The organism is Neobacillus rhizosphaerae (genome assembly GCF_937468385.1).
Taxonomy (GTDB): Bacteria; Bacillota; Bacilli; order Bacillales; family Cytobacillaceae; genus Neobacillus; species Neobacillus rhizosphaerae.
On record NZ_CALBWS010000036.1, the window covers coordinates 1 to 13410 of the forward strand.

Annotated in this window: 12 protein-coding genes; 3 read left to right on the plus strand and 9 right to left on the minus strand. The window is 38.1% G+C overall.

What is annotated here, in order from left to right; translation table 11 throughout:
• Positions 1 to 17 precede the first annotated feature (17 nt).
• Entirely contained in the window at positions 18 to 131 is a 114-nt protein-coding gene (locus M5A78_RS25020) for an IS3 family transposase (RefSeq protein WP_406603730.1), read from the plus strand.
• Between the two features lie 58 nt (positions 132 to 189).
• Here M5A78_RS25020 and rarD read toward each other — a convergent pair whose 3' ends face one another.
• The 8 genes from rarD to refZ all read right to left on the minus strand — a co-directional run bounded on the left by rarD (position 190) and on the right by refZ (position 10195).
• Positions 190 to 1122 carry an EamA family transporter RarD gene (gene rarD, locus M5A78_RS20780; RefSeq protein WP_248737197.1) on the minus strand — a complete coding sequence of 311 codons (933 nt, stop codon included), beginning with the start codon at positions 1120 to 1122 and terminating at the stop codon, positions 190 to 192.
• A gap of 89 nt (positions 1123 to 1211) precedes the next feature.
• Positions 1212 to 2810 carry an amidohydrolase gene (locus M5A78_RS20785; RefSeq protein ID WP_248737198.1) on the minus strand — a complete coding sequence of 533 codons (1599 nt, stop codon included), beginning with the start codon at positions 2808 to 2810 and terminating at the stop codon, positions 1212 to 1214.
• A gap of 75 nt (positions 2811 to 2885) precedes the next feature.
• A complete protein-coding gene (gene mbcS / locus M5A78_RS20790) occupies positions 2886 to 4472 on the minus strand; it encodes an acyl-CoA synthetase MbcS (protein WP_248737199.1) in 1587 nt (528 codons plus the stop codon).
• A 163-nt stretch (positions 4473 to 4635) separates the two neighbouring features.
• The gene (locus M5A78_RS20795) at positions 4636 to 4839 is read right to left on the minus strand and encodes an alpha/beta-type small acid-soluble spore protein (RefSeq protein WP_248737200.1); all 204 of its coding nucleotides are present in this window, start codon (positions 4837 to 4839) and stop codon (positions 4636 to 4638) included.
• Positions 4840 to 4939: 100 nt separating this feature from the next.
• Complete coding sequence (thiI, locus tag M5A78_RS20800; RefSeq protein WP_248737201.1) at positions 4940 to 6145, minus strand: tRNA uracil 4-sulfurtransferase ThiI; 1206 nt, start codon at positions 6143 to 6145, stop codon at positions 4940 to 4942.
• Positions 6146 to 7288 carry a cysteine desulfurase family protein gene (locus tag M5A78_RS20805; protein WP_248737202.1) on the minus strand — a complete coding sequence of 381 codons (1143 nt, stop codon included), beginning with the start codon at positions 7286 to 7288 and terminating at the stop codon, positions 6146 to 6148.
• 325 nt (positions 7289 to 7613) lie between these two features.
• Positions 7614 to 9302, minus strand: a complete 1689-nt coding sequence (gene ezrA / locus M5A78_RS20810; RefSeq protein WP_248737203.1) for a septation ring formation regulator EzrA — start codon at positions 9300 to 9302, stop codon at positions 7614 to 7616.
• A 260-nt stretch (positions 9303 to 9562) separates the two neighbouring features.
• Positions 9563 to 10195: a forespore capture DNA-binding protein RefZ gene (refZ, locus tag M5A78_RS20815; protein ID WP_248737204.1), complete on the minus strand. Its 633-nt coding sequence runs from the start codon at positions 10193 to 10195 to the stop codon at positions 9563 to 9565.
• A gap of 157 nt (positions 10196 to 10352) precedes the next feature.
• Here refZ and M5A78_RS20820 point away from each other — a divergent pair, with 157 nt between their 5' ends.
• Entirely contained in the window at positions 10353 to 10835 is a 483-nt protein-coding gene (locus tag M5A78_RS20820) for a GAF domain-containing protein (protein ID WP_248737205.1), read from the plus strand.
• A gap of 58 nt (positions 10836 to 10893) precedes the next feature.
• Here the strand turns inward: M5A78_RS20820 and M5A78_RS20825 are convergent, their stop codons facing one another.
• Positions 10894 to 12324, minus strand: coding sequence for a sensor domain-containing diguanylate cyclase (locus M5A78_RS20825; RefSeq protein WP_248737206.1), 1431 nt, complete (start codon positions 12322 to 12324; stop codon positions 10894 to 10896).
• Positions 12325 to 12713: 389 nt separating this feature from the next.
• Between M5A78_RS20825 and rpsD the strand changes: the two genes are divergently transcribed.
• Positions 12714 to 13316 carry a 30S ribosomal protein S4 gene (gene rpsD, locus M5A78_RS20830; RefSeq protein ID WP_248737207.1) on the plus strand — a complete coding sequence of 201 codons (603 nt, stop codon included), beginning with the start codon at positions 12714 to 12716 and terminating at the stop codon, positions 13314 to 13316.
• The last annotated feature ends 94 nt before the right edge of the window (positions 13317 to 13410 follow it).

The window sequence follows — 13410 nt, forward strand, 5'->3', positions numbered from 1 at the left end:
AACAGTGTAAATCAGAAGTGGAGATACGACAAGCGATTGAAGATTATATTTATCACTACAATTACAAACGTATTCAAAAGAAACTAAAACAACGCGCGCCGATTGAATATCGACACGCGTTGGCAGCTTAGCTTTTTTATGTTGTCTACTTGACAGGGGTAAGACCATCCCACTGGATAAGGTTTTTTATTATAAGGTTGCGCGTTTTTCTTTTCGCCATTTTATACCCTTGTCAGACAAAAGCCGAGTTTTTGAAAGAGAATAAATCGTTAGTGCCGACCAAATGAATATAAATGATAACAACTGCACGTTTGAAAAATGTTCATGATAAACAAATATGCCTAAAATCAAGGTTAAGGTTGGGGCGATATATTGCAGGAAGCCAAGTAAGGAGAGCGAAATTTTTTGTGCTCCTTTTGCAAAATACAGCAGCGGCACAGCGGTCGCGACGCCTGCGCCAATTAATAGCCAATCCGTTCCTACACTAGCAGATAAAAAAGAGCTAGAGCTGTTAAAGAATAGGAACAGCATATATATCGCAGCGATGGGCATCACTACAAGTGTTTCTAATGTTAAGCCAACAGCGGAATCTACATTTATCATCTTTTTAACCAACCCATATAAACCAAAGGAAAGTGCCAAAACAATGGAGATCCAAGGAAACTTACCATGAGAAAAAGTAATAATCAATACTCCGATAGCGGCTAAACCGAAGGAAACGTATTGGTAAAAGGATAATTTCTCCTTTAGAACAATCATTCCTAATAAGATACTGACAAGTGGATTAATATAATAGCCAAGACTCGTATCAATTATATGACCGTTATTTACCGCCCAAATATAGGTAAACCAATTCATACTAATAAGGATTGCCGCAAGTGTCAGGGCATACACCTGTTTTTTATTTTGAGCAAAGCCTTTAATCGTTCGTAAAAATAATTCCCATTTTTTCGTAAAAATAAGAATAATCACCATAAAAATAAACGACCAAAAAATTCGGTTCGCGAGAATTTCCTTTGCCTCAACATCGTTTAATAGCTTCCAATAGATTGGCAATAATCCCCATAGAAAATAGGAAAAGCCTGCATGGATTGCCCCAAGTTGTGTTTCACTTTTTTTCATCTTTCCTCGAGCCCCTATTCTTTCTAGTTTCGAAATAATCTTTATTATAACGTGAAACTGTGTGAATTGGGGATTTTTTTACTTACAGCCTACTCCTTTTTATAGACAATATCTCCGCCAATAACCGTCATCACCGCATTAACAGTGGAAATCCTTGATGGGGGAAGATTAAAAATATCCTCATCTAGTACGGTAAAATCAGCTAAAAAACCTTCCTTAATCATACCGCGATCCACTTCATGACAAGCAGCATACGCACTACCCTTCGTAAATAAATTGATCGCCTCATAAACACTTAAAGCCTGTTCTTCACCATAGACAATCCTTTTTGAATCATTTCTATTTGTCCTTGTTACGGCAGCATGGATGCCAAACATTGGGTTAGGTAATTCAATCGGTGCATCGGAGCCGCCAGCACAGTTAAGCCCTTCGTTTATTAATGTTTTCCATGCATAGCAATATTCCATTCTGTTCTTGCCGACGCGGTCGATAACCCAAGGAAAATCCGATGCTAAAAATACCGGCTGTATATCGAGAATAACCGGAAGTCTTTTTGCACGCTCAATTAGGTCTTGCCGTAAAATCTGCGCATGAATTAACCGGTCACGCCCAGTACCTACCAGCGGGTGTTCCTCAATCGCATTTAATACATACTCAAAGGCTAAGTCACCGATCGCATGGACGGCAACAGGGAGGTTGTGTTTCCGTGCTTTGACAACTAAATCATTTAATTCCTTCTGACTAAAAATAGCCACTCCATTTGCCTCCGGAGCATCATGGTAGGGACGGCTTAGAAGCGCAGTCCTGCCTCCTAGGGCACCATCAGCAAAAATTTTCATCGCACCAAACTCAATCCATTCGGAACCAGATAAAAAGCTCGTTCCAGCATGTGCCATGTCCTCTACAACCTCATGGTGAACAAGCAGATGGGCACGTAGCTTTAGCCCTTCCTCCTCAATTACTTTTTTAAACGTCCTAAAGGTACGATCGAAGCCACCATAATAGTTTAAATCCTCAGTGTGGACACCTGTGATGCCAAGCTGATATAAATCTTTTATGGCTGCTCTCATTGCTTTTTGTAAATAATCTTCTGAAACAACGGGAATGGCAGCGAGAATAAAATCCTGAGCCTTGTCTTTTATCAGGCCTGTTAAACGATCCTCCACATCCTTTTCCAAGACCCCTCCAGGAGGACAAACTGTTTCTTCAGTTACTCCAGCCAATTCTAGCGCCTTTGAGTTTACAATCATGGCATGGCGGCAAATCCGTTTTAGCATGACGGGATTTTCTGGAGAAATTTCGTCTAATTCTTTCCGGTGAATCATTTCTGTCCGTGCCCAGCGGTTTTCATTCCAGCCCTCACCAATAATCCATTCTTCCTTGTTAAGCTGTTTAGCATACTCTTGAACAACAGCAAGGACCTCATCTTTTGAATTCAGCTCTGAAAGGTCAAGCCGGACTAACGTTTCACCATGGCCAATTAAATGAATATGGCTGTCTACAAAACCAGGAAACATCGTTCCGCCCATCAGGTCCACCCGTTCACATATTCTTTCGTTAAAAATTTCTTCTATCTCTGCTATTTCCCCTGTTTTAATTATTCGATTCCCTTCAGTATAAATAGCCTCAACCATTGCCCCTTCCTTTTCAAGAGTATAAATGGTGCCGCCAAACCACAATTTTCCCATTTTTCATTCCTCCGGCTTCTAAAAGTGAAGAAGCAGACGGTAATTCACCGCCTGCCTTAATCATAACCCACATAATTAAACTTGTTTGGCTGATTCCATTTCCTTTTGACGAAGTTCTATCCGGCGAATTTTCCCTGAGGTAGTTTTTGGAAGTTCATTCAAATACTCTATTTTTCTCGGATACTTATATGGTGCCGTCAGTGTCTTGACATGCTCCTGCAGGTTTTTCGTTAATTTAGGGTCATTTGAATCTACATCCTCTTTTAAGACGACAAACGCTTTTACAATAAAGCCACGAATTTCATCAGGGCTTGCTACTACCGCACATTCCTTAACAAATGGATGCTTCACAAGGGCATCTTCTACTTCAAAAGGTCCAATAGTATAGCCTGAACTAATAATAATATCATCCCCACGGCCTTCGAACCAGAAATACCCTTCCTCGTCCATTTTGGCTTTATCGCCGGTTATATAATAATCACCGCGGAACTGCATCGCTGTTCTTTCTGGATCTTTATAGTAATTTTTGAATAAGGCAGGTGTTTCCACATGTACAGCAATATCGCCCACTTCACCGACTGCGCAAACCTCTCCTTCTTCGTTAATGATTTCGACTCTATTTCCTGGTGTCGGTTTGCCCATTGAACCAGATTTCAATTCCATCCCTTTTGTTATACCCACAAGTAATGTATTCTCTGTTTGACCATAGCCATCACGGACATCAATGGTAAAATATTTCCTAAAGGTATCAATAACCTCCCGATTTAACGGTTCCCCAGCTGATACTGCACTATGGAGCTTGGGCAAATGATATTCACTCAAGTTGTCGACCTTTGCCATTAACCGGTATTCGGTAGGTGTACAGCAGAGGACGTTCACATCATATTTTTGCAGCAGACTTAAATACTTTTTGGGGTCAAATTTTCCGTTGTACACAAGTCCAGTTCCCCCTGAACCAAGAACGGATAAAAATGGGCTCCAAATCCATTTTTGCCAGCCTGGACTTGCCGTTGCCCAAACCGTATCACCCGCTTCAATACACAGCCATTTTGCGGCAGCTGTTTTTAAATGGGCAAAGGCCCATCCATGTGTGTGGACAACACCCTTTGGGTTTCCTGTCGTTCCAGAAGTATACGATAAAAACGCCATATCATCTCTAAGGGTATCAGCAATCGCAAATTCTTCTGCTGCTTTTTGCATTTCAGCATCAAGATGGATCCAGCCTTCCTCCTCGCCACCAATCGAAAACTTTGCCAGTAGCTGGTTTTCTGTAAAATTCTTAAATTGGTCAACGTAAGGATAATAACTTACGACGGCTTTCACATCACCGTGTGTAATACGGTATTGCAAATCCTTTTCCCTCAACATTTCTGAACTCGGAATCACAATCATTCCTGCTTTTAAGGCTGCCAAATACACAACATATGCCTCAATCAATCGCGGCAAAATAACAAGAACGACGTCACCTTTTTTCAAACCATGTTGCAAAAAAACATTCCCAGCTTGGTTAACTTGTCTCAATAAATTCTCATATGTAACTTGGTTTGTTTCTCCAGATTCACTTTCCCATTTTAATGCAACATTATTCGGATTCTTTGCAAACCGCTCTACTTCAGAAACAAGATTATACTTTTCTGGTGCAATTAAATCTTCCCGTTTCATACTATTTCCCCCTCGTAAATTTTTCGTACATCCCACAAACTACATTATACAAAATTATTGTAAAATTTGAAATTATTATTCATCTAGATATTATTTCTGTACAACACAAAAAGAGAGCAGGAATTGTTTCCCGCTCTCTGTAGCCATTTTTATTCATTTTTAATTAACGAGAAAATCCGCCGCCTAATTGAGATTCAGCCATTTGAACTAAACGCTTTGTGATTTCACCACCAACTGAACCGTTAGCACGTGAAGTAGTGTCAGCCCCAAGATTTACACCAAATTCAGTTGCAATTTCGTATTTCATTTGGGAAAGAGCTTGCTCTACACCAGGAACTAGTAATTGATTTGAAGTGTTGTTTGCCATGTGATATCACCTCCTTGTGAGTATAGATTGTGTAGAACACACAAGGTTCATTCTATTTCACAACTGGTAATTGTTCACAAAAAATTCAAAATTTGCTTTATTAGAATAGCACGTTAAAATCTGAGTCCTTTTCGTTGTCAGGTTTAATGACAATCGTTTCAGTCTCTTGAACAGCTTCATGAAGCATTGGTTCAAAATCAAAAAAGCTTTCATAGTGCTGAACCTTTTCTCGCTTCGGTTTCGTTTTTGGCGAGGAAGGCACAAAGATGGTACAGCAATCCTCAAAAGGTCTGTTTGATATTTCAAGTGTATCAATTTCTTGGGCAATTTTAATTATATCCGTTTTATCCATCGTAATTAAAGGGCGTAACACAGGCGTATTCGTCACTTCATTAATCGCATACATACTTTCAATCGTTTGGCTTGCCACCTGCCCGAGGCTTTCTCCGGTAACAATAGCAAGACCTTCATGGTTTTTCCTAATTTCATCGGTAATTCGCAGCATCATTCTTCTCGTTGTTGTCATCGAATAATTTTCAGGTATTTGTTCGCGAATCGCTTGCTGAATATCCGTAAACGGTACAATGTGTAACGTTATCGACCCGTAAATCTCAGCCAGCTTTTTTGATAAATCAATGACTTTTTCCTTTGATCTTTCACTAGTAAACGGTGGGCTGAAAAAATGAACGGCTTCAATTTCTAAGCCTCGCTTCATTGCTAAATATCCTGCCACCGGACTATCAATGCCGCCGGAAAGCATGAGCATTGCTTTGCCGCTTGATCCGATAGGAAGACCACCAGCACCTTGAATCGTTTCACATGATAAATAAATAGCTTCTTTTCTGACTTCAATTCGCAAATTGATATCGGGATCTCTCACATCCACTTTGAGTCCAGGAATATTCTTTAGCAAATGTCCACCAATCGTTTGATTGATCCCATCTGTGTTCAGCTCAAATGTTTTATCAGACCTTTTTGGTGTAATTTTAAAGGTTTGACCTTCCCTATATAGAGAGTGAACTAATTCAAGAGAGGTCTGCTTTAACACTTCTACATCTCTGTCTACCTTTATTGCCGGACTGAAGGATTGAATCCCAAATATATTCTTTAATTTTTCGATGATTTCTATTCCATTTTCACCATTTAATAATACATACATCCGGTCTCGGCTTGCTTCCACTTTTATTTTTGGAAAGGGGGCAAGAGCACTTCTTACACTTTTCCTTAACTTTTCAACAAATTTATTCCGATTTCTACCTTTTGTTGATATTTCACCATAGCGTATTAGTATTCGATCATAATTCATTTATTCCAAAACCTTTCGTAGTTGGTTTGCTGCTTTTTCAATTGCTCTGATAGCTGTCATCGCCTCTTCTTCGGTATTATTAAACGAAAGGCTTATTCTGACGGCACTTTCAGCTAGGGCTTCAGGAACGCCCATTTCAATGAGCGTTTTACTTGGTGATTTCCTTTTTGAAGAACAAGCACTAGTTGTCGAGACAAAAATTCCTTGCTGCTCAAGGGCATGGATAAACACTTCAGATTTCAGCTCGCAGAGTGAAAAATTTAGAATATGTGGTGCTGCATTTTCTGTAGGGGTATTTACTCTAATTCCTTCGATCCGATTTAGCCCTGTTCTTAACATGCTCTGAATTTTCTTCATTCTCTCGATACCAGCTGCCCTTTTCTCTATCGTCATTCTAAGCGCTTTTGCCATCGCAACTGCACCCGCCACATTTTCAGTACCGCTGCGAATCTTCCGCTCTTGACTACCTCCGGAAAATAACGGAGCAAGTCTTGCCCCTTCCCGAATAAAGAGGGCGCCCGTACCCTTTAATCCGTGAAATTTGTGCCCTGAAATGGAACAAAAATCTATTCGATTTTCGTGTATGGAAAGGGGGATTTTTCCTACACTTTGGACTGCATCGACATGAAATAAAATGGTTGGATGTTTTTTTAACATTTGACCGATTTCTTCAATCGGCTGAACCGTACCCACTTCATTGTTCACATGCATGATTGAAATGAAGATGGTATCTTTTCGTATCGCTTTTTCGATATCAGCAACACAGACTTTTCCCTGCTTATCAACTGGCAAATAGGTTACTTCAAAGCCTTTCTGTTCAAGCTGCTCCATGGCAGCCCTAACTGAGGGATGCTCAACACTTGTGGTAATCAAATGCCGGCCTCTATTCCCATTTAATGAAGCAGCGCCTTTAATCGCTAAATTATTACCTTCCGTGCCGCCGGAAGTAAAATAAATTTCAGATGGTTTGACTGTTAAAAGCTTAGCCACTTGTTCTCTTGCCTGTAATAAGAGTTTTTCAGCTTGTCCACCGATACTATGTAGTGAAGATGGGTTGCCAAAATATTCACTAGAAACGGTTACAAAAGAATCAATTACTTCTTTATAGGGTTTAGTCGTAGCACTATTATCAAAATAAATCATTTTTTCTCCTCCAAAACGCAAATGGCGTTACCTGCCACCATCTATTATGGAAATATACTTCTTTCAAAAACCCAGTCTTACTTTCTAAAGGCGGTGTGAGCAGAGCTTATCTTATCTCCATTCAGCGTGAAAATTGTTTGTTTTTCACTGCATTAGATAAACTGATTCGTTTTTGTGGCGCTCCGCCCCTTTTCCACGCAAAGTAAATCTTATCATAAACCAAACTTTTGAAAAAGAAAAAACCGATTCGTCCTTTTATGGCTGAACCGGTTTCTTTATTGATTGTCTTACTTCTGCATAAAATAATACATATGGATTTTCATTGTTATTCAGTTTCAACAGAAGCTTTAATTTTCTTCAAAGCATCTGGATCAATTGCCTCAAGTGATGCTGCTACTTGTTCTAAAGCCTCTTGATAATCATATTGTCTAAAAGCCATTTCCGCCTCAGATAATCCTTTTGAAACTGACTGATACTGGCTTCGATAACGATTTCCATACTGAATTGCCTTCTCGGCAAGCGAGACATTCTCAATCATCTCAATTGTTGAATTAACCAATTTTTCAACAGTTAATTCAGCAATTTCTAAGTACTGATTCAAAGCAGAAACATTCAAAGGCTTTTCTTCAAGCTGATATCTAACATTTTGAATACTCTCGTTGGTGTCCTCACATAAATACTGATAATCCGCTGGCAGGCCTGGAACATTGCTTTTAGACACAAGGCGAACCATATCCCCAACCCTTTTTGTAAGCTCCTTAATCTTTTCTCTTGCCTCTAATTCATCTTTTCTAAGTGCTTGAAGTTTTTGAGCAAAATCTTGTTGCCCCTCATGGATGATATCCAGTTGTTCTTTAATTCCACTCAATTCTTCACTAAGGACTGTTTGGGCAGTTTCATTCAGCTTTAATTTTTCAACGAGAATTTCATAATGCTTATATACAATTGCAAGTTCCTTTTCCAGATTCCGTTGTGTTTCAAAATCACTTTCAGACAACTGATAGCTTTGCTGAACATGAATTATTTCATTAGAAAGTTTCTTATTCTCTTCTTGAACAGAAGTAAGGAGTTCAATGGCTTCCTTTTCATTCCTTAAAACAAAATGCTTGGCGTGAACTTCTTTCTCCATAAGATCAAAAAGGATATCCATTCTATCCTTTACTTCTTTAATTCCTTCTTCTGCTTTATCAATTTCCGTTGTTTCAATCAGAACCAAATTCTCAGCAAGCTTTTCTTCCAAGCGGATTATTTCCTTTTTGACATTAATATGATCCAAATAATATTCCTGCTTAGTCATTTCACTGTGTCCATCCAAACACTCAGAAAGCTGATTCGGCAGAAGCGATTGGCATTCAATCAAAAGCTGGGGAACTAAATCCATATGGTTTTTTATCATTCCAAGCTGACTATGAATCACTAAAACAACTTCACGGGCTTCAAGGTAGTTGCCCAGCTCTGTTTTTTCATCAAAATCTTGAAATTTTTGTGCCACATCATTAAGCTGCACTTCCAAGTGTTTTTCGGAATTACCAAAGCTGTGACGGTGTGCAAGCAAAATCTTTTTCGATTCCCGATATAGATCTTTTAGTTCCTCAATTTCAACCCTATTTTTTTCCTCACTGCCTACTAGTTCATGTAACTCTTCCAAAATCTTCTTTATCTGATCCTCTGTTTCCTGTAGTTTACTTTGAATTGCCTGTTGGACACCCTTAGCTTTTTTGAATCGATACCGATCTATGTACTCTTCTGCATCAAAAAGCATTTCTTCTAAATCAGGCAGCTGTACCGTAACAACTTCGTCCCATTGATTCCGCCAACGTTCGAAAAGCTCTTCCGTTTGTCCTGTCATATTTAATTGCTTAACCTTTGACATTTCATCCAGTACTGGTCGGTTCATTAAATCGATTTTCCACGCTTCCAATCGATCCATTTCTTTAAAATATTTTTTCTTTATAAAATATCCGATTACAAATAACGCAAGTAACAGGATGAAAAATCCAATGAAATATTTCACATCTAAGCCCCCTATTTACAACAACATTGATTCCTTTAATGCAATCCGCTCATCTATTTATAAAAAAATTCATAAGTTCCATTCAATGCTATTATGATACCATGTAAACGACAATTTTTGACTATTATTTTCAATTTTTTTGTAAAATAAAATAAACATGGGTTTCAAGTCCTAGCCCATTCATGAAAAAAGCTAGGTAATGAGTAAGATATCCACCTAATTAGGTGGTGTAGCTCAAAAAAAAAAATAGCGATTAGTCGCTATTTTATTATTGCTCCCTTATTAATTGGTATATCTGTGCAAAGTGTTTTATCAATCCAAAAATGGATATCCTTTAGATATTTTTGTTCGAAAAATGGCTCATTTGGAAAGACGTACAAGACTTCTCTCATATAATGAGTATTCATAAACGGCATCATTAAAAGACCTTTTAGCTGTATGATTAAATAGGGAATCGAATGGGGACGGAATTCATTCCATTCGAAGCCTCGTTCAAATATTTTTTGAAAATAGTATTTTTCTTTCAGAGAATACGTCGACATGATTTCCCTAACAACTTGCGAGTCTACCGACATTTCTCGATACACAAAACTGGTTAGCTGATTATTTTCACATTGATAATGAAGCAAATTGGCTACAATTCGCTTTAAACAATCTTTTGCCCCACGATCAATCGATGCGTAAATCTCCTCCATCTTGCCGATGTACTTTTCAAAAAAATACATAAAACAATATTCTAACAGACCTGTTTTATTATTAAAATGGTAGGCAATGGTTGCTGTATTGACTTTTGCTAAACTGGCAATATCTCTGATAGACGTTCCCGAATACCCATTTGCATGAAACAATGAAATGGCGGCCTTAACAATTGCTTCTTTTGCATTATTCTTCATTGATTCTCCCCCTTCAGATAAATCCCGTAATCCCCTTTACATAATGATTCTTTGTGTCACCATTGATTCCTTTATGAAAATATCGACAAAGTATGCTCATTTTCTTCAATTTTTGATAAAATAAAATATAAAATTTAAGAAATAAAGGGGTATTAACATGTTTAACGTCGAAATGTACACCGGGAACCGGGAAAAAAATTATGAATTAGTCAAAAAGCAATTGCATGCCCTGATACATGATGAGAAAAACCATATTGCGAATCTAAGTAATGCCGCTGCCCTGTTAAATCAATTTCTTGACCGCATCAACTGGGTTGGATTTTATTTAATCGATTCCAATGGTGAACTTGTGCTTGGACCATTTCAAGGACTTCCTGCCTGTGTCCGTATTCCTGTTGGTAAGGGTGTGTGTGGCACAGCAGCTTTGAAACAAGAAACTGTACGTGTGCTAGATGTTAATCAGTTCCCTGGACACATCGCTTGTGACGCCGCCTCCCAGTCAGAAATAGTCATTCCTCTCGTGAAAGACGGCCAATTACTCGGGGTATTAGATATTGATTCACCTGAAACAAACCGCTTTGATGAATTGGATCAACAGAAGCTCGAAGAATTTGCCACTTTACTTATAGAACATCTATAAAGAAAACTCGCCAGTGTGAAGTGTCGACTGGCGAGTTTTCTTTATAATTTTCAAGTGGCTAACTTACCTTAATATTATCTTCTTGGGTAACAACCTTGTTCTTTCCTGTCCCTTTTGCGAGATAGAGTGCTTCGTCTGCTCGTTTAAATAAATATTTATAAGAATCTAGACTTTCTTTATTCCAATAGGAAACACCACATGACACGGTAATATGTGGGGTAGAGCTTGCAGATACTTTTTCCACTAATCTTTCAGCTATGGTTGTACCAACATCTAAAGGTACCAATGGAAGATAAATAGCCAGTTCTTCCCCGCCCCACCGGGCGCCAACATCATTTCCACGGATGTTCCCTTTAATTAAATTGGCTACCTGTATAAGCAGTTCATCTCCGATTTGGTGCCCATAGGTATCATTGATTTCTTTAAAATTATCGATATCAATGAGAATAAACGTTCCTTCCTCATCCTTTTTCATGGAGTTCTGAATTTTTTCATCCAAAAACTTGCGGGAATGGAGCTTAGTTAGATGATCAGTGATCACCAATTTTTCTAACTCCTCTCTTAACATAGAGTTAGTTAGTGCTAATGATGAATGATGTAAAAGCGATTGAAGCAGCTTAAATGTTTCAAATGAGAAGAAATAAGGGGTTTGATGCATGATAATCGAAAAGCCCTTTAAATTCTCACTTTGTATCATCGGAATTGCGATTATGGAATGGAAACTTTTAATATTTTTAAAAGACGGGAGGGTTATATCTCCAATAAATAACGGTTCGTTTCCTTTTTGTATTTTTTCTTTTATGTAGTCGATATAGATTCGTGCCTGTTTAGTAAAAAAATATGTAGTAGAACCTGGGAGTACTTTAATTGTTTCTTGATCTTGAGAAAATAGGAAAAAGCCAACCTCTTCGGCTTCAAAAGAAGAAATGATTTGTTCAGACATGAATGTCATGGTTTCAGCTAAACGCAGGTTAGAATTTAACCGATGAGAGGTTTCGTTAATTAATTCCAAATCAGCAATTGCCCTTCTTGATTGCTGATAAAGCTGAGCATTTTCCAGCGCGCTTCCTGCACTTCCCGCCAATAAAGTAATAAATTCTACTTCCATATCGGGAAATTCAGCCGTATTCGGTGCGATTACCTGTAATACTCCATAAATTCCCTGCCTTCCCTTTAACGGGGCATAGAGAATTACATGCTTATCGACAATAGAATATTCAAATTGAACAATCCCCAGCACATAGGCATTAATGGCTGCAATATTTTCACCATCATACTCAAGATCAATTATCGGCAGGTCGCTGTGGCTATGAGTATCCTGTGACAAGAGTAAGTAATAGGAAAAATCAGGATATACCTCTTGAAGAGTTATAAATAATTCACCAATTAGAATATCCACATCCAATGAAGAATGAAATTTATTTGTTATATGAAATAATCTCTTATATTTATTTACTTCCAATAGGAAATCTCCTTCAAGATCATCCATTTTATCCACACCTAACATTCATTCCAAATTTATACATCATATCCTAATTATAGATAAAAACATAGTACTTTTGAAGTGTTTTTTTAAAAATTTGTTAATCTTTCTAAATGATTTATTAATCTAATGGATAACAATGATAGATACCTTAAATATACTTGACTTAATAGGTATAAAAATTATATAATACTCTTTGTGTAAAATATTGCAGCCTATGTGAACACTTTAATCGTCTCATTTTGTTCCTCATTAAAGCATCTTGCTTTAATTTGATGGTGCATCTTGTAACCCTCTGCTGCTAGGGCGAAGGTGCATGAAAACAAAATGGCTACTAAAGAGTCTCATAACGGTTTTTATTTTACCAAAATAAAAACACGAAGGAGGAGTCATTCATGGCTCGTTATACCGGCCCAAGCTGGAAATTATCCCGTCGTCTTGGAATCTCTCTAAGCGGCACAGGTAAAGAAGTAGAAAAGCGTCCTTACGCTCCTGGACAACATGGTCCAAACCAACGTAAAAAGCTTTCTGAATACGGATTACAATTACAAGAAAAGCAAAAACTTCGTCATATGTACGGAGTAAATGAGCGTCAATTCCGTAACCTTTTTGTTAAAGCAGGCAAAATGAGCGGCGTTCACGGTGAAAACTTCATGATTCTTCTTGAATCACGTCTTGATAACCTAGTTTACCGTTTAGGTCTTGCTCGCACTCGTCGTGGAGCTCGTCAGTTAGTTAACCACGGACACATTTTAGTTAATGGTTCTCGCGTAGATATTCCATCATACCGTGTAGCTCCTGGTCAAACAATCAGCGTTCGTGAAAAATCACGTAACCTTGATGCGATTAAAGAAGCAATCGAAGTAACTAACTATATTCCAGATTATGTTACTTTTGACGCTGACAAATTAGAAGGTACGTTCACTCGCTTACCTGAGCGTTCTGAACTTGCTGCTGAAATTAACGAAACATTTATCGTTGAGTACTACTCACGTTAATTGATTTGCTTATTAAATAGCAATCACAAAAACCCTAGGAACTGCGTTATATCAACGCTTCTAGGGTTTTTCATTTTTACTTTGCTTAGTAGAA

What these genes read in the sequence shown, in the direction of transcription:
- rarD (WP_248737197.1), bottom strand. Translation starts at nt 1,122, where the DNA reads ATGAAAAAAAGTGAAACACAACTTGGGGCAATCCATGCAGGCTTTTCC.
- M5A78_RS20785 (WP_248737198.1), bottom strand. Translation starts at nt 2,810, where the DNA reads ATGGGAAAATTGTGGTTTGGCGGCACCATTTATACTCTTGAAAAGGAA.
- mbcS (WP_248737199.1), bottom strand. Translation starts at nt 4,472, where the DNA reads ATGAAACGGGAAGATTTAATTGCACCAGAAAAGTATAATCTTGTTTCT.
- M5A78_RS20795 (WP_248737200.1), bottom strand. Translation starts at nt 4,839, where the DNA reads ATGGCAAACAACACTTCAAATCAATTACTAGTTCCTGGTGTAGAGCAA.
- thiI (WP_248737201.1), bottom strand. Translation starts at nt 6,145, where the DNA reads ATGAATTATGATCGAATACTAATACGCTATGGTGAAATATCAACAAAA.
- M5A78_RS20805 (WP_248737202.1), bottom strand. Translation starts at nt 7,288, where the DNA reads ATGATTTATTTTGATAATAGTGCTACGACTAAACCCTATAAAGAAGTA.
- refZ (WP_248737204.1), bottom strand. Translation starts at nt 10,195, where the DNA reads ATGAAGAATAATGCAAAAGAAGCAATTGTTAAGGCCGCCATTTCATTG.
- M5A78_RS20820 (WP_248737205.1), top strand. Translation starts at nt 10,353, where the DNA reads ATGTTTAACGTCGAAATGTACACCGGGAACCGGGAAAAAAATTATGAA.
- M5A78_RS20825 (WP_248737206.1), bottom strand. Translation starts at nt 12,324, where the DNA reads ATGGATGATCTTGAAGGAGATTTCCTATTGGAAGTAAATAAATATAAG.
- rpsD (WP_248737207.1), top strand. Translation starts at nt 12,714, where the DNA reads ATGGCTCGTTATACCGGCCCAAGCTGGAAATTATCCCGTCGTCTTGGA.